Origin of the sequence: Nocardia salmonicida NBRC 13393 (assembly GCF_001613085.1) — a bacterium.
Lineage (GTDB): Bacteria > Actinomycetota > Actinomycetes > Mycobacteriales > Mycobacteriaceae > Nocardia > Nocardia salmonicida.
In genome coordinates, this window is the sequence record NZ_BDBR01000017.1 from 72,630 (window position 1) to 87,273 (window position 14,644).

At 66.2% G+C, this 14,644-nt stretch carries 17 protein-coding genes; 4 read left to right on the forward strand and 13 right to left on the reverse strand.

All coding sequences use genetic code 11. From position 1 onward, the window contains the following. Positions 1-49: 49 nt before the first annotated feature. The gene (locus tag NS1_RS19290; protein WP_373864348.1) at positions 50-2,362 is read right to left on the reverse strand and encodes a heavy metal translocating P-type ATPase; all 2,313 of its coding nucleotides are present in this window, start codon (positions 2,360-2,362) and stop codon (positions 50-52) included. A gap of 135 nt (positions 2,363-2,497) precedes the next feature. Here NS1_RS19290 and NS1_RS19295 point away from each other — a divergent pair, with 135 nt between their 5' ends. Next, complete coding sequence (locus tag NS1_RS19295; protein WP_062986603.1) at positions 2,498-2,956, forward strand: heavy metal-responsive transcriptional regulator; 459 nt, start codon at positions 2,498-2,500, stop codon at positions 2,954-2,956. A gap of 536 nt (positions 2,957-3,492) precedes the next feature. Here the strand turns inward: NS1_RS19295 and NS1_RS19305 are convergent. Genes NS1_RS19305 through NS1_RS19315 form a run of 3 tightly spaced genes read right to left on the reverse strand, consistent with a single transcriptional unit; the run spans position 3,493 to position 5,442 of the window. After that, positions 3,493-3,777 carry a glutaredoxin family protein gene (locus NS1_RS19305; RefSeq protein WP_062986610.1) on the reverse strand — a complete coding sequence of 95 codons (285 nt, stop codon included), beginning with the start codon at positions 3,775-3,777 and terminating at the stop codon, positions 3,493-3,495. Continuing rightward, positions 3,774-4,499 carry a peroxiredoxin family protein gene (locus NS1_RS19310; RefSeq protein WP_062986611.1) on the reverse strand — a complete coding sequence of 242 codons (726 nt, stop codon included), beginning with the start codon at positions 4,497-4,499 and terminating at the stop codon, positions 3,774-3,776. Before NS1_RS19310 ends, NS1_RS19305 begins: the two co-directional genes overlap by 4 nt. Then, a complete protein-coding gene (locus NS1_RS19315; RefSeq protein WP_062986612.1) occupies positions 4,480-5,442 on the reverse strand; it encodes a cytochrome c biogenesis CcdA family protein in 963 nt (320 codons plus the stop codon). The genes NS1_RS19310 and NS1_RS19315 overlap by 20 nt, the downstream gene beginning before the upstream one ends. Positions 5,443-5,816: 374 nt before the next feature. On the opposite strand from NS1_RS19315, the gene NS1_RS19320 reads away from it, so the two are divergent. After that, positions 5,817-6,227 (forward strand): heavy metal-responsive transcriptional regulator, encoded by a 411-nt coding sequence (locus tag NS1_RS19320; protein ID WP_062986613.1) that lies wholly within the window; start codon positions 5,817-5,819, stop codon positions 6,225-6,227. An 80-nt stretch (positions 6,228-6,307) separates the two neighbouring features. Next, positions 6,308-6,757, forward strand: a complete 450-nt coding sequence (locus NS1_RS19325) for a DUF2752 domain-containing protein (protein ID WP_062986614.1) — start codon at positions 6,308-6,310, stop codon at positions 6,755-6,757. On the opposite strand, the gene NS1_RS19330 is transcribed toward NS1_RS19325, so the two are convergent. The 3 genes from NS1_RS19330 to NS1_RS19340 form a co-directional block, all read right to left on the reverse strand. Then, complete coding sequence (locus tag NS1_RS19330; protein WP_062986615.1) at positions 6,758-6,973, reverse strand: heavy-metal-associated domain-containing protein; 216 nt, start codon at positions 6,971-6,973, stop codon at positions 6,758-6,760. A gap of 14 nt (positions 6,974-6,987) precedes the next feature. Next, positions 6,988-8,073 carry an urease accessory protein UreH domain-containing protein gene (locus tag NS1_RS19335; RefSeq protein ID WP_062986617.1) on the reverse strand — a complete coding sequence of 362 codons (1,086 nt, stop codon included), beginning with the start codon at positions 8,071-8,073 and terminating at the stop codon, positions 6,988-6,990. Between the two features lie 116 nt (positions 8,074-8,189). Further along, a complete protein-coding gene (locus NS1_RS19340; RefSeq protein ID WP_062986619.1) occupies positions 8,190-8,657 on the reverse strand; it encodes a hypothetical protein in 468 nt (155 codons plus the stop codon). A gap of 365 nt (positions 8,658-9,022) precedes the next feature. Between NS1_RS19340 and NS1_RS19345 the strand changes: the two genes are divergently transcribed. Next, positions 9,023-9,469, forward strand: a complete 447-nt coding sequence (locus NS1_RS19345) for a heavy metal-responsive transcriptional regulator (protein ID WP_062986621.1) — start codon at positions 9,023-9,025, stop codon at positions 9,467-9,469. Between the two features lie 245 nt (positions 9,470-9,714). Here the strand turns inward: NS1_RS19345 and NS1_RS19350 are convergent, their stop codons facing one another. From NS1_RS19350 to NS1_RS19380, 6 genes are all read right to left on the reverse strand, one after another. Further along, positions 9,715-10,518 (reverse strand): cytochrome c biogenesis CcdA family protein, encoded by an 804-nt coding sequence (locus tag NS1_RS19350; protein ID WP_062986623.1) that lies wholly within the window; start codon positions 10,516-10,518, stop codon positions 9,715-9,717. Beyond that, positions 10,515-11,168 carry a TlpA disulfide reductase family protein gene (locus NS1_RS19355; protein WP_157125302.1) on the reverse strand — a complete coding sequence of 218 codons (654 nt, stop codon included), beginning with the start codon at positions 11,166-11,168 and terminating at the stop codon, positions 10,515-10,517. The genes NS1_RS19350 and NS1_RS19355 overlap by 4 nt, the downstream gene beginning before the upstream one ends. Continuing rightward, on the reverse strand, positions 11,165-11,818 hold the full coding sequence (locus NS1_RS19360; RefSeq protein WP_062986625.1) for a TlpA family protein disulfide reductase: 654 nt from the start codon (positions 11,816-11,818) through the stop codon (positions 11,165-11,167). Before NS1_RS19360 ends, NS1_RS19355 begins: the two co-directional genes overlap by 4 nt. A gap of 63 nt (positions 11,819-11,881) precedes the next feature. Then, positions 11,882-12,529 (reverse strand): vitamin K epoxide reductase family protein, encoded by a 648-nt coding sequence (locus tag NS1_RS19365; RefSeq protein WP_084503838.1) that lies wholly within the window; start codon positions 12,527-12,529, stop codon positions 11,882-11,884. After that, positions 12,510-13,148, reverse strand: coding sequence for a DsbA family protein (locus tag NS1_RS19370; protein WP_062986627.1), 639 nt, complete (start codon positions 13,146-13,148; stop codon positions 12,510-12,512). The genes NS1_RS19365 and NS1_RS19370 overlap by 20 nt, the downstream gene beginning before the upstream one ends. Before the next feature lie 859 nt (positions 13,149-14,007). Continuing rightward, a complete protein-coding gene (locus NS1_RS19380; protein WP_062986631.1) occupies positions 14,008-14,640 on the reverse strand; it encodes a class I SAM-dependent methyltransferase in 633 nt (210 codons plus the stop codon). Between the last annotated feature and the right edge of the window lie 4 nt (positions 14,641-14,644).

Sequence of the window (14,644 nt, forward strand, 5' to 3'; positions counted from 1 at the left end):
CTTCCTTGTTGGGTGTTTCCGATGGGTTTTCTCGGGCAGTGTGCTGGGGTCACTGGCTGCGCAGCGGCTGGAATCGGCGTAGTCGCAGGCTGTTGGACACCACGAATACCGAGGAGCTGGCCATCGCGGCGCCGGCGATCAGTGGGTTGAGCAGTCCGAGTGCCGCCAGCGGCAGTGCCGCGACGTTGTAGGCAAACGCCCAGAACAGGTTGCCCTTGATCGTCGACAGTGTTTTGCGGGCCAGCCGGATCGCGTCGACGGCACCGCGGAGGTCGCCCTTGACAAGGGTGAGGTCCGCGGCGGCGATGGCGGCGTCGGTGCCGGTGCCCATGGCCAAACCCAGATCGGCTTGGGCGAGTGCGGCGGCGTCATTGACCCCATCGCCGACCATTGCCACCACCTTGCCTTCGGCCTGGAGCCGTTTGACCTCGGCGACCTTGTCTTCGGGATGGACCTCGGCGATGACCAGCTCGATGCCGACCTCGGCGGCGACGTGCTCGGCGGCGGCGGTGTTGTCGCCGGTCAGCAGGATCGGGGTCAGCCCGAGCGCTTTCAACTGCGAAACAGCCTCGGCGCTGGTCGGCTTCACCGTGTCAGCGACTTCGAACGCGGCGCGCACGAAGCCGTCCCATGCCGCGAAAACCACGGTGCGTCCGGCCCTTTCGGATTCTCGCTGGGCGCGCAGCAGCGCCGGGGGAATCTCCAGATCCCGGTCATCGGTGAGCCAGCTCGCCCGCCCGGCCAACACCTCACGGCCCTCGACGGTGCCCGAGACGCCGCGCCCGGCATGGTTGCGGAACCCGGTCACCGGCGCCAGGTCGCCGGTCTCCTGCACAGCGGCTGCCGCGATCGCGGCGGCGATCGGGTGTTCGCTCGCGTGTTCCACCGCGCCCGCCAACCGCAAAACCTCGAAACGGTCCTCGCCGTCGGGCAGCACGACACCGACCAGGCGCATCCGGCCCTCGGTGACGGTGCCGGTCTTGTCCAGCACGATCGTGTCGATGCGGCGGGTCGATTCCAGCACTTCGGGGCCCTTGATCAGCAGACCGAGCTGGGCGCCGCGGCCGGTGCCGACCATCAGCGCGGTCGGTGTCGCCAAACCCAGCGAACACGGGCAGGCGATGATCAGCACCGCCACCGCCGCGGTCAATGCCATCGCGGCGGGGTAGCCCAGGATCAGCCAGGCGAACAAGGTCTCCACGGCCAGCAGGATCACGACGGGGACGAAGATCTCCGAGATCGAATCGGCCAGGCGCTGCACCTGTGCCTTTCCGGTCTGCGCGTCCTCCACCAGCCGCGCGATCTGCGCGAGCTTGGTATCGGCACCAACCCGGGTGGCGCGCACCAGCAGCCGGCCACCGGCGTTCACTGTCGCACCGGTCACCGGATCGCCCGGACCGACCTCCACCGGCAACGATTCACCGGTCAGCAGTGACTCATCCACTGCCGACGTGCCGTCGACCACGACACCGTCGCTGGCGATCTTTTCACCCGGCCGCACCACGAACTCGTCGCCGACGACCAGTTGCTCGATCGGGATCCGTGTTTCGCGCCCCTCGCGCAGGACGGTGACATCCTTAGCGCCCAGGTTCATCAGTGCCCGAATCGCTTCCCCCGCCCGTCGCCGGGCCCGAGCTTCGAAGTAGCGGCCGGCCAGGATGAACGCCGTCAGCGCGGCCGCCACCTCGAGGTAGATCTCGGCCTGCCCGGTCGCCCCGGCATGCGGGAGCAGCGAAAAGCCCATGCTCATGCCCGGTTCGCCCGCGCCGCCGAAGAACAGTGCGTAGATGCTCCACAACCACGCGGCCAGCACGCCGAGCGAAACCAGGGTGTCCATGGTCGCGGCCTTGTGCCGCAGGTTCAGCACCGCCGCGCGATGAAACGGCCACGCACCCCACAACGCCACCGGCGATGCCAGGGCGAACACCAGCCACTGCCAGAACCGGAACTGCAATGCGGGCACCATCGACAACAGCACCACCGGCACCGTCAGCGCGACACAGACCATCAAACGGTCGCGCAGCGCACGAACATGGCGTGCCTCGCCGTCGTCGGTGCTCGCATCGGCCTCGGTACCCGCCGAATCGGCGGTGGACGGCGGAGCCGGGACGCTCGCGCCGTACCCGGCAGCCTTGACCGCGTCGATCAGATCCTGGGCGGCCAGATCCTGAGGGCCCTCGACGCGGGCGCTGGCCGTCACGAAGTTCACTGTCGCGCTCACATCGGGCAGCTTGTTCAGTCTGCGCTCGATCCGTGCCGCGCATGACGCGCACGTCATCCCGGTGATGGACAAATCAATGGTGCGCGCCGGTACTGCCGAGCCGGATGACTCGGCAGCAGGCAACTCGATGGTGGTCGTCACTACGGGGACGTGCCCTTTCTGTCCGAAGCTGTGCACACCGCGCGGCACACAGGGGTACTGCTCGGCGCCGGGCAACTCCCGGGCTCACAGAAAGGGTTACACTTCCAGTCGACTGGAAGATCAAGGGGAAAACGCATGAAAATCGGTGAAGTGGCCGAACTCACCGGCGTGAGCACCAAAACCATCCGCTTCTACGAGGATTCCGGCCTGGTTCCACCCCCCGGCCGCACCCACAGTGGTCACCGCCGCTATGGCAACGACACCGTCGACCGGCTGCGGTTCATCCGCCGCTGCCAGACCGCGGGCATGTCACTGACCGAAGTGCGGGAGATCCTCGCCCTGCACGACCGCGGCGAAAGCCCCTGTGGTCAGGTCGAGCAGACCCTCACCGATCGACTGCATCACGTGCGCGCCCGCATCGCCGAACTCGAGGTGTTCGAAACGTATCTGACGACCCTGCTCGCCCACGCCGCCGACAGCGGCCGATCCGCCCGCCAAGCCGACGCCGAGGTGTGCTGGATCCTCGAAAGTGCCCCCGACGCCACGCGGGCGCTCGGCCGATCCGCCGGCAGCGGTCTCACCGAATCCCGGTAGTCGCCATGCGCCCGGAAAACCGCCGACGGGCACCCCCGAATCACCCGGCAGCCGGTGGTGACAACAGCGTCCAACCGCCCTCGCGGGGAAGCCGGGCGCGACCCCGTACTGGTGCTGCCGTGGCTGAAGCCGCCTGCGGCCGGTGCCGCTGCCTGCCGGGTCGAGGCCCGAAGGGGTTGGCTGGGCAGCTGCCGTGGGCGGCCCCGCGCCGGTCGGGCCAATCGCCACGCTGACCGATCCGGCCGGGCCGGGATATCACATCGACGGACAGCAGGATCCCATTGCGCGGCATAGCATGTCGCAGATCATCTGCAGGGGATTCATTTGGATCACCTCCTTTCGCGTCGAGGTCCCCCCGTCGGGGGACTTGCTGAATGAGCCCTCGATGGTCGCGTTGCGGGTCGGGCGGATCAGGCGCAGCCGAATCCCCATGCACTCATCAGCGGGCCCGCAGTAGATGGAGTAGCGCCCACGCCGCTGTCGTGGTCCGCTCCCGACGGATCCGACCCAGATCGGCCGACGGCGCGGGTTCGGCATCACATCGACAGTTCGGTCGCAGCTCCTCTGGGTCGGCCGAGGTTGCGGCGAAGTTTGCGCTCGGAGAGCCGACCGAAGGAAAACGGTGCACCGTCGACGAGGACGCCGGGGGCGAACAAGACACCCGCCCGTTCGGCGAGTCGGCGGCCTTCTTCGGCGGCCAGATCGACCTCGGTGATCCGCAGCGGGTAGTCGCGGGCCACCCGTTCCAACACCTGTTTCGCGTGAGCGCAGTAGGCGCAGGCGTGCTGGGTGAGCAGGGTGATCTCGATGGGCGCGGTCACGAGCTGCGTTCCTTGCTCAGGTCGGCGAGCATCTTGTCGGTCGGCACGAACATGGTGTAGTCCGGTGCGCCGCCGTAGTCGGCGCGCCAGGTGATGGTGCCGTCCGGGCCGACCAGGACGAAGCTGTGCCCGGCCATCTGCCCCTGCATCATTCCGTACTTCTGCGCGTCGTAGGAGCGGATGACCTGCTGGGAGGGGTCCGACAGCATCGGGGTCGACAGGTTCTCGTCGGCGGCCTTGCGTGCCTGCTGATCGACCGGGTCGTGCGAGATCGACACCACCGCATCGATCCCGGCCGCCTGCAGCGCGGCGGTGTTGGCCTCGAGGTTGGCGATCTGGGTCCAGCACGGCTGGCACATCAGACCCTCTTGGAAGTAGAGCAGCACGTTGCGGCCGCGGAAGTCGCCGAGCGCCACGGTTTCTCCTGTGGTGGAGGTCAGCGCGAAGTCGGGGGCCGCGGCGCCGATGCCGGGTTCTCCGGCCACATGCCGGTAGCCGCCACCGCCGTCGGTGGCGTTGCGGCCGCCTTGGGCATTCTGGTAGATGAGGAACAGCGCCCCGACGGCGAGGACGGCCAGCACCGCGACGATCATCGGCCACCGCCGCGGCGTCGACGCACGCGAGGACGCCGCGAGACGGGCTGTTCGCTGCTGCCGGTCTTTGGTGCGGTCGCGTTGACCGCGCGTCGGTGTGATGGAGATCTTACCGCTGCTGGTGTTCATGTCGGTTCTCCTGCCCGGACTCTTGGCTCGTCCCGGAGGTGTCGTTGTCGTGGCAGCAACCGGCCGCCGTGTTTTCGGTGAACGCGACGGAATGCGCTGTCCTTCGGATGGCACGGCGGATGAGTACGGCAAGCCCGAGTAGCAGCAGCGCGGCGAATACCCAGCCCGGCAGCCAGGACACGGTGTCTTGAATGCGGGTGCTGGCGTGCTGTAGCCAGGCGCTGACCTCGGACTGCCAGCCGCCGGCGTTCATACCCGCGCCGGTGAAGGCCAGCACGCCCGACAGCAGGCCCATAACGATCAACAGTGCACCACCGGCGGCGGTGCCCAACGCCAGCGGATGTTCCCAGCGCCCCACCCTCAGCCGCAGCGTCTTCTCGGTCAGCAACCGGGTGGCGCCCTCGCGGCGGCGGTCCCACACGAGCGCGATGAGCGCCAACGGCGCGACCATCCCGGCGACATAGGCCAACCCGACCGCGAGCGCCACCGGGAACGATGACGATGCGCCCGACAACACGGCCACACCGATCAGAACAGGCGCACAGCAGGCGCTGGCGACACCGGAGAACGCGCCGAGTACGTAGGCGGAACCGAAGCTGCCCTCGCGCACCGCGCGGGCGCCGGGCATGGGCAGATTCGGTTTCCACCCCGACAGGACCGCGATCCCGCCGAGCACCATCAGCGCACCGCCGATCGAGAACAACCACACGTGCTGTTCGATGAACAACCTGCTCAGCGCGGTAGCTCCGAGACCGATCGGCAGAATCACCGTCGCCACCCCGGCACCGAAGACCAGGGTCGCGGGCACCACCCCGCCCCGATGCCGGAACCCGGTGGCCAGATACGCCGGCAACATCACCGACACGCAACAGGGTGCCAGCAGGGCTACCACTCCGGCGAAGAACGATGCCAAAAGCGTCGTCCCGATCAGCAGTTCACCCACGGCGATTGTCCTTACTCGACGAAGCGGAATCAGCCGAATAGCTTTCCGTTTTACGTAGTTGGTTGCTGTCAACGGCGGTGCAACAGCCGAATATTCAGATCGGCAATGTCACGCCACCAAGCCCCGGCTTACCGACACGCTAGATACGGGTCGTGAAGATTCCGTGAAGGCGCCGTGTGCAAATCCTGTTTCCGGCAGGTGTCACCAACCATCGTCGGCACTGCGCAGTCGGCAGCGATTCCTCGATTCCAGTTGCGCTTCCACTCGACTGGAAGGTTCATGATGAAGTGTGTGATCCGGAAGTGCCGGACGCCCGATTCCGGAGGATTCAGCGGCGGACAGCAGCGCGATGCCGCCGCTCAGGAGGTGCGGGGATGAGGATCGGTGAACTTGCCACGGCGAGCGGCACGACGGCAAAGACCATTCGATTCTATGAAGGCCAAGGCCTCATTCCCGAGCCCGCCCGGACTCCAGGCGGATACCGCGACTACGGCCCCGATCAGATCACCCGGCTGCGGTTCATCCGACGAATGCAGGCGGCGGGGCTTTCGTTGACCGAGGTCAGGCAGGTGCTCGCCATCATCGATCGCGACCAAGCGCCCTGCGGCCATGTCGAGCAGCTTCTGCGGTCGCGACTTGCGCAGGTCCGTACCAAGATCTCAGACCTCGTCATGCTGGAATCTCATCTCGCGGCCCTCCTGGCCGCCGTCGGAGGCGAGCACAGTGCCAACGGTCCCGGCGAAACGTCGATACGCGACATTCTGCCCGGTCGACCCCGTGCTTGACCTTCACCTAGGGGAAGGTTTCAGCGTCTCCGCGTTCGGCGAACGAGTTTTCGTATCCAGTACTAGGCAAGGAATCGATGATGACAGACCGGTCGATAGCCCCTGACACAGCCGCCCGGCGCGGCGGTGACCGGTTGCTGTGGCTCACGGTGTCCGCCGTGGTGATCGCGGTCGCCGCCACCGCATTGCGGGTGGTCGGGGTGCCGTCGGTGGATCTGCATGGACCGACGCATTTCCTCGGGCTCATGGACCCTTTCTGCGGCGGAACGCGGGCCACCTACCTGTTACTCGCCGGCGATGTGTCCGAGTCGCTTCGCTACAACCCGGGCGTCCTCGTCCTCGCCACAGTTGTTGTCCTTGCGCTGGCCCGCGGCGCGGTCGGCGTGCTCACCGGCCACTGGTTGCAGATCGCGTTGCGTCCCGGCATGGGCCGGGCATTGCGGATCGTCCTCGGGGTTGCGGTGCTGGCGTTGTGGGTGCGTCAGCAGATCAACGCGGACCTGCTGACGCAACCCTGGCCGGTCCCGTAACTATCCGTCGACTACCGCGGTGTAGCCGAGCTCGGTGATCGCGGCGATCACGTCGTCGGGGGTGGTGATCGTGGCATCGAGCTCCACGGTGCTGCGGCCCTTCTTCATCGAGGTTTGTGTGCTGGTCACGCCGGGCAGGTCCTCGAGGGTGTCGTCGATGAGCAGTGCGCAACTGCCGCAGTGCATGCCTTCGATCCGGAAGATGTGGGTTGTCATGCGGAGTTGTCCCTTCAGAGAATGGTGATCATGCCCGAGTACATGCCCATGCCGCAGGTGTAGTCCAAGCGGCCGGGCTGCAAAGTGCCCAGGTCGATGCGAGTTTCGCCGCTGGTCGGCAGCGTCTTGGTGATGCCGAGGCTCGGGAAAACCATCGACCGGATACATCCCTGGGTGCCGCTGGTCTTGACGACGACTGTGGTCGGCACGCCCGAGACGGCTTCGATATTCGCCGGACTGTAGGAGCCGGTCTTCGCGGTGATCGTCAGAGTCTGCACGCCGTCGGCGACGATGGCGGCCGAGGCATCCGCCGCCGGCGGTTCGAATCCGATCGACTCCCCGATCCGGCTGGCCGCCAACGGCGAGCCGGCGAGTTCCAGGCCTCCATTGAGGGTGTAGAAGCCCATCGCGAGCACTACGAGACCGGTGGCCAGGGTCAATCGGCCCTGCCACACGGTGGCCGCGACTCGGGCGGCGTATCCGAGGACCGCGAACAGCGGACTGGTACCCAGCACGAAGACCGCCATGATCGCCGCACCCCACCACGGTGACCCCGACGCCAAAGCCAGCGCTTCCACCGACAGGGTGACTCCGCACGGGATCAGCACCGTCAATACACCCAACACTGCCGGCGCCATCGCGGCCTGTGAACGCGCCCGCTTGCGCAGTACCCGCATCCAGGACGCGGGTGGTTCGATCACGATGCCCCGGAATCCCGGCACGCCCAGTTGCGCGAGACCGAAGGCGATGATCAGCAGTCCGGCCCCGATCTGCAGCCAGGTCCGCGCACCGGTCGACAACTGCACGGCACCACCCACCGCACCCAGCACCGCACCGAGCACGGTGTGCGAGGCCAGTTTCCCGGCGAGGAAACCGCCGACCGGGGCGAGATCGTCGGCCACGCGCCGGTGCCAGCCCGGCTCCGTTGTCGATGTCGCAGTCGGGTCGGCGGAGGCTCCCGCGGTGGACGGCGCCGTGGCGACCACTGATGTCGCGGCGCGCTGGCGGGTGATCAAGCCGGTGAGCAGGCCGCCTTGCACGGCGGCACAGGACACACCACCGGCGAACAAGCCGGTGACGAGAACAGGAACAAGATTCACAAAGACTCCTGCGAGGAGAGGGAAGAGAACGGCATGAGTGACCGCACCGACGACGAAGCCGTCGGTGCGGAACCCGAGACGGTCGCTACATCCGACACATCCCGGGCGAGTGCTCTCTATGTCCGCAACACGCAGAGTTGCGCCAAAGTCGGTGCACGCGGCAGGACCGCCCGCACCCCTGTCATCCCCACATCCTGAGCCTGCAGCAGCACAGTGGCGACGACTCCTCGACGCGCAAAGACGAACGCCGCCAGCAACGCCAGGAATGCCGCCAAGCACGCCATCACCAGGCCCACCGGCGGCGCAGGCGCGGCATCATCGGCCATCGTCATCGGCGAATCGGACGCATTGACGCCCGTCCCGGAACCGAGGCCGTGGTCATGCTCGTGCGGGCCGGGATCACTGGCCACTGTGTCGCACTGACCCGCCGCGCCATCGAGCACGACGACCGACTGCACCATCCCCATCGGCATACCGGTCTGACACTGCGCCCCGTGCACGAGGGCGATCCCGACGAACGCCGACAGCACCACCGCGAGCCGCAGCAGCGCGGCCCGTCGGGGAATCATCGGCGCGAAGATCACGCGGCGATACTACTAAGCGATTCGGTAGGTCGCGCGGACAGCTCGCAACACCACGAATATCAGGTTCGGAGGCCTGGGTACTCAACAACTCGCTCGCCGCCGCCGCCAACCCCACCAACGCGTTCTCAGTAGCGATTCCCGAGGGCTCTTCCAGCCGTGCCTCGTCACTCTGAAAGTGGCGCTTGACCAGCTGTTTACTGACATCTCGTGACGAATGCTACTGACACGAGTGACGAATCCCCAGGTCGCCAACTGACATCGAGATGACGAATCTCACATCGATCCACACGCGTCCCGCGTGACAGTCCCATCCTGAACCTTCCAGTAAGATGGAATGTCAAGGGGCGGATCCGAGGGAGTATGCGATGAAGATCGGTGAACTGGCCGCAGCGGGCGGGGTCACGACGAAAACGATCCGGTTCTACGAGGGCGAAGGCTTGATGCCCGAACCGGACCGCACCCCGACCGGCTACCGCGACTACAGCTCCGAGCACCTGGCCCGGTTGCAGTTCATCCGCCGCGCCCAAGCGGCCGGGCTGAGTCTGCGCGAAGCCGGTCAGATCCTGTCCGTCCACGACCGCGGCGAACAACCCTGCGGCCATGTCCAAGCCATCCTCAGCGAGCGCCTCGACCAGGTCCGTGCACAAATCGCCGAACTCATCACCCTCGAAGCCCACCTGCAAACACTGCTGGACACTTCCCGCACCGACCAGCCCACCAGCCACGACGACTCCACCGTCTGCTGGATCATCGAATCCAACATCGCGGTGTCGAACGACCAACCGCTCGACGCCGACCGTTCGGTCATGTGAGCGAAGCAGGCTCAGCTCCTCCAGGTGGTGGAGTTGGCAAGTGAGAGTTGCTCTCGCTCATCGAAGTTGGCCACCAGACGGCGTGCAGGTAGTCCGTGACCCAGGATCGCGGCCAATCCGCCGGCCTTCACAGATCGACCCCGTCGGCCTGCTGGCGGGGAACGGCGTAGTCACCGAACAGCATTGGGGCACCGGATGATCGTCGGCCGACCGTATCGGAGGTACTCTGCTGGGTCGGCACGGTGTCATATCGGCAGCACGACCGCGGTGACGAATTCATTGCGCAGCCAGCCGATGAACACCGACCACACACCGCTGACCAGCGCCGCGCCCACCAGGATCAGCATGACGCCACCGGCGATCTGGATGGTCCGGGAATGTCGGCGCAACCAGCCGACACCACGCAAGGCCTTCGCGGAGCCGAAGCCGAGAACGATGAACGGTGATCCGAGTCCGACGCAGTAGGCGACGATCAGCGCCACGCCGCGCGCGGCGGTCGTGCCTTCGGTTCCGGCGGCGACCGAGAGGACTCCCGCAAGAGTCGGCCCCAGACAGGGCGTCCACCCCAACCCGAACACTCCCCCGAGCAAGGGCGCTCCGGCAAGCGAGGAGATCCGCAACGGGGCGAAGCGGGTGTCCTTCTGCAGCGCCGGGATGAGCCCGACAAAGGTCAGCCCCATCACGATCGTGACCACTCCACCGATGCGTTGGAGCAGATCCTCGTTGATCCGCAACGCTCCGATCACCCCGAACACCGACGCGGTGGCAAGGACGAACACGACGGTGAACCCGGCGACGAACAGTGCCGCCGCGCCGGCCACCCGCCAGCGGTCGCCACCCGAGCCCGGCTCATCGGCGCCCCCAGGTGAGGTGCTGGCACCGGAAACACCGGCGAGGTAGGACAGATACCCGGGCACCAACGGGACAATACACGGCGAGGCGAACGAGACCAGCCCGGCGAGTACGCAGGCAGCGAGCGCGAGCAGCAGCGGCCCGGTCGCGGCGGCAGTCTGAAAACTGGTGCCGATCCCCTGGGCGAGCGCCGTCATCGTCCTGCCGCCACACGCTCGATCACCGGTTGCAGATCCTCTGCCAGCAGGGCACGCAGGAACACGGCCGCTACCCGGTGCTGCCGATCCAGAATCAAAGTGGATGGGATGACGCTGGTGGGATAGCTGCCGCCGAGCGCGATCAGCGTCCGCATCGAGGGGTCATAAATCGACGGGTAGCCAACTTTGTAGTCGATGACGAAATCCTGGGCTTTGTCACGCTGGGGATCGCGGACGTTTATCCCCAGAAACTGCACTCCCATGTTCTTGGTGGCCGCGTATACGCGTTCGAGGTCGTCGGCTTCAGCGCGGCACGGCCCACACCATTGACCCCACAGGTTGATCACCACCACCTGCCCGGCATAGTCGGCCACCGACACAACCTTGTCTTCGGCCATGAGGTCGGGCCCCGACAAGACCCCGATCTGCCCGCGAGACTCCGGCGGATCGTAGAAGATGTCGGTCTGCCCACCCGGCGAAACGAAATCGAACGTGCCACCACCGGTCGCGACCGAATCGGAGCCCGAGGCGCAACCGGTCACCGTGATCACCGAGCAGATACCCAGGGCGAGCACGGTGATCAACCGGGATCGCCGAGCTCGAGTTGGAGTGGGTCGTGCGGTCGTTCGCGTGCCTTGTCGCTGGATCATCGGGTCATCTCACTGATCGCGGCCCGAATCTGGGCAGGGTTGTCGAACACAGCGGGTGTAGTGATGCGCGCGACCGAACCATCCGGCTGGACAAGAAAACTCAGCGGCAACACCGGGGGCGCGGACAATGCCCCGCGCACGTCGCCGGAATCGACGAACGACGCGTAGCTGGCGCCCAGTGCTGTCAGCAGATCCAGGGCCACGACAGGGTTGTCTTGCACGTTGATCCCCACGACGCGAACCGAACCGGGCTCGTTCGCGTACGCATCGAGCACGGGAATCTCTTCTCGACACGGCCCACACCAGGATGCCCAGAGATTGATCAAGGTCGGTTCACCACTGAGCGCGGCGCCGAGGTCGACCACGTCGGTCGACCCGAGACACCGCGCCGAGACGCCGCGCAAGTCGGCGTCGGCGGGCGGCGATACGGCGGGAGTCGGGCAACGCCGCAGTTGGGCCAGGCCCGCGTGCCCCACCTCGGGAGCGCTCACGGCGGAGCCGGTGACCGTATCCGCCGACGCACCTGGTTGCCCGAATCGGGTCTGCGACGAAGCTGATCGCGGCCAGATCGCCACGATCAACGCGACAATCACCAGCAGGACAACGATCAGCCATCGAGTAGTCGGCTGTACGCGCGATATCTTCTCCATTATCACCACCCGTCTACTATGCATCGTAGTAGACGGGTGAGTGGCGCGGATCGGCGCCCACCTTCACAGCAGCGTGCTCCAGTAGCTCCAGAAGCGGATGCCGATCAACGACACGATCGTGAGAGCCCACACGGTGAGAACGACCCCGTGGTAGTCGGCTATGACGTCGGCCAGCCCCCGAGCAGCGGCGGGGACAGGGAGATCACCCACCACGACGTTGCGCAGGGTGACGTAACCGAAGATCGGGATCGTCACCGCCCATACCACCATGCAGTACGGGCACAAGGCCCCGATGCTGTACAGCGTGTGGTAGATCAACCAGTGCACGAACACCACGCCGAAGCCGACACCGGCCTGCAGTCCCAACCAGAACCAGCGCTGAAACCGTGCTCCGGCCAGCAGCCCGGCACCCACAGTGGTGACGACCGCGAACCCGGCGATCCCCAACACGGAATTGGGGAGACCGAACGCCGCCGCCTGCGGGCTGTCCATGACCGACCCGCAGGACACGATGGGGTTCAGACTGCAGCTCGGCACATAGGAGGGATCCCGCAGTCGCGCCATCTTCTCTACGGTGAGCACACTCGCGGCCACCGTGCCGAGGAGACCACCGATCAGCAACAGCCAGGGCAGCAGCCGCGGGAACGGGTCCCGATAGTCCCTTCTCCGAGTCGGCGTGGCGATGCTTGCCTCACTTGGCGAGTGCGGCATCGATGGCCTCGATGAAGTCTTCGGTAGAGCGCGGTTGGAGTTTGACACCGTCGAGGAAGAAGGTGGGCGTTCCCTGCACACCGAGGGTTCGGCCGTCGGCGACGTCGTCCTTGATTCGTTGCAGGGTGGCAGGATCGCTGTAGGCGGTGTCCCATTGCGTCATGTTCAAACCGAGTTCGCTGGCGAAGCCGCGGAAGACGTCGTCCTTCGGAACGCGCTGCTCGGCCCACTCGGTCTGTGTTTCATACATCTTCTTGTACATCGCCTCGAACGCGCCCTGCCCGGCGGCGGCCTCCACTGCCCGTGCCGCGCGTTCGGCGTTGAAATGCGACGGGATCGGGAAGTAGCGCACGACGAATGTCACTCGCCCGCTGTAGGTTTCGCGAAGTTGCTCGACGAAGGGAAACGCCGCGCCGCAGGCCTCGCATTCGAAGTCGAGAAATTCCACCAGCGTGACCTTGCCGTCGCCGACGGGACCGACCCGATGACTGTTGTCGCGGACGAGCACGCTCTGAATGTCGGCCCCCGCGACGGGCTGGCCCTTCTCGGAGCCGGAGTTGATCGCGACGATCACGGCGGCCACCGCGACGAAGACTGCAACGATCACGGCCGAGATCATCAAGTTTCGCGCTCGGCGAGAGACTCGTTTGTCCGGGGTTGACGTGTTCATACGCTGGGCCTCGCCAGCCTTGCTCTGTCTTTGCGGCATGTCGGTTCCTTACTATTTTCCGAAAGCGGGAATGTCGGACGGGTCTCGGTGCGCGCGGTTTCCCGCCATAGAGGGCGCATCCGATGCCGACGACAGAGACCGCTCGCTATGGATGACGGTGATGGGCAGTTTGCCGTGCGTCGAACACGACACGGCCGCGTCAAGCAGTTGCCCCGAATGGTGCGTCGGCGGTGCCGACTGCGGATGCCGACAACATTAGGACGCACCGAGAGAAGGCCTGCTCCTATGTGCGCAACACGCAGAGCATGGCCAAGCTGTGCGCGTGGCAGCGCCGCTGAATGTTGCGCGGGCGCGGCCCCGCGCGTGCCGGTACAACAAGGATCGGACGGGCGCGGGCTGGCCGAGCCACGGCGAACAACACGCGCAGGAGCAGAATCACACACAGCCCGAGCACTCCGACCGGAGCCGCCGGCCCCAGCACGGCGCCGGCGAGAAGATCAGCGCCAGCGTCGAGGTCGTCCGCCACTTCCGACGCTGACGGAGCAGAAGTGCCCTCCTCGCTGACAGCAGCTGACGACACATTGATGGTCGCGCACCGCATGTCATGACCGAAGGCGCGAACCTCATCCGCGCACGGTGAAGTCTGCATCATCGCCAGTCCCACCAGAGCTGCCAACACCGCGGTCAACCGCGCGAGTCCCACTCGCACAGCTACACCGCGACGCCTGCTCTGCACGCCGCCAGGGTAATAGATGATCCGAAACCGCCCAGACGACCGGGCCGACGACTACTCGCGACAGACGACTGCTCAATCAGCGGGCTTTTGCGCCAGGACCCGGAAGGTGACCCCACCGCGGCCGGTGCGACGTGATTCGGAAATCACGAATCCGGCGGCTTCCAGGTAGGGAATCGGGTCACGCAGCAGATGGTCGGCCCCGAACCTGACGCTGATCGGCTCGATCAAGCGCATGAAGAGCCGAGCCGGTGCTGAGGTGGATGGTCCGTGCTCAGCGAGCACGAAAACCCCACCCGGGACCAGCGCCCGGTACGCCTGCGCACAGGCACGTCCCGGGTCGGGAATGGTGCAGAAAGTGTAGGTCGATACCACCGTATCGACGCTCGAGTCAGGAACATCGAGGTCCTGCACGTCACCCAGACGGAGCTGCACCGCGAGATCCTGGCGGTGCGGACGCTGTCGAGCGATATCGAGGACACCTTGGGAGACGTCGACGCCGATGACCCGTTCCACCTCGCTGCCATAGCGGGGCAAGTTCAACCCAGTGCCTACGGCAAGTTCAAGGACCCGTCCCCTGGCATGACCCACGGCCCAACCACGCGCGTCACCGAGCATAAATCGCTCGAACGCGCCGATCTGGCGGTCATAACGTGTGGCGTTTCTGTCGAAAACCGCGGCGATGCGGTCGATGCTCGGCTGCTGCATGATG

What these genes read in the sequence shown, in the direction of transcription:
- NS1_RS19295 (WP_062986603.1), top strand. Translation starts at nt 2,498, where the DNA reads ATGAAAATCGGTGAAGTGGCCGAACTCACCGGCGTGAGCACCAAAACC.
- NS1_RS19310 (WP_062986611.1), bottom strand. Translation starts at nt 4,499, where the DNA reads ATGAACACCAGCAGCGGTAAGATCTCCATCACACCGACGCGCGGTCAA.
- NS1_RS19320 (WP_062986613.1), top strand. Translation starts at nt 5,817, where the DNA reads ATGAGGATCGGTGAACTTGCCACGGCGAGCGGCACGACGGCAAAGACC.
- NS1_RS19325 (WP_062986614.1), top strand. Translation starts at nt 6,308, where the DNA reads ATGACAGACCGGTCGATAGCCCCTGACACAGCCGCCCGGCGCGGCGGT.
- NS1_RS19330 (WP_062986615.1), bottom strand. Translation starts at nt 6,973, where the DNA reads ATGACAACCCACATCTTCCGGATCGAAGGCATGCACTGCGGCAGTTGC.
- NS1_RS19345 (WP_062986621.1), top strand. Translation starts at nt 9,023, where the DNA reads ATGAAGATCGGTGAACTGGCCGCAGCGGGCGGGGTCACGACGAAAACG.
- NS1_RS19350 (WP_062986623.1), bottom strand. Translation starts at nt 10,518, where the DNA reads ATGACGGCGCTCGCCCAGGGGATCGGCACCAGTTTTCAGACTGCCGCC.
- NS1_RS19355 (WP_157125302.1), bottom strand. Translation starts at nt 11,168, where the DNA reads ATGATCCAGCGACAAGGCACGCGAACGACCGCACGACCCACTCCAACT.
- NS1_RS19360 (WP_062986625.1), bottom strand. Translation starts at nt 11,818, where the DNA reads ATGGAGAAGATATCGCGCGTACAGCCGACTACTCGATGGCTGATCGTT.
- NS1_RS19365 (WP_084503838.1), bottom strand. Translation starts at nt 12,529, where the DNA reads ATGCCGCACTCGCCAAGTGAGGCAAGCATCGCCACGCCGACTCGGAGA.
- NS1_RS19370 (WP_062986627.1), bottom strand. Translation starts at nt 13,148, where the DNA reads ATGATCTCGGCCGTGATCGTTGCAGTCTTCGTCGCGGTGGCCGCCGTG.
- NS1_RS19380 (WP_062986631.1), bottom strand. Translation starts at nt 14,640, where the DNA reads ATGCAGCAGCCGAGCATCGACCGCATCGCCGCGGTTTTCGACAGAAAC.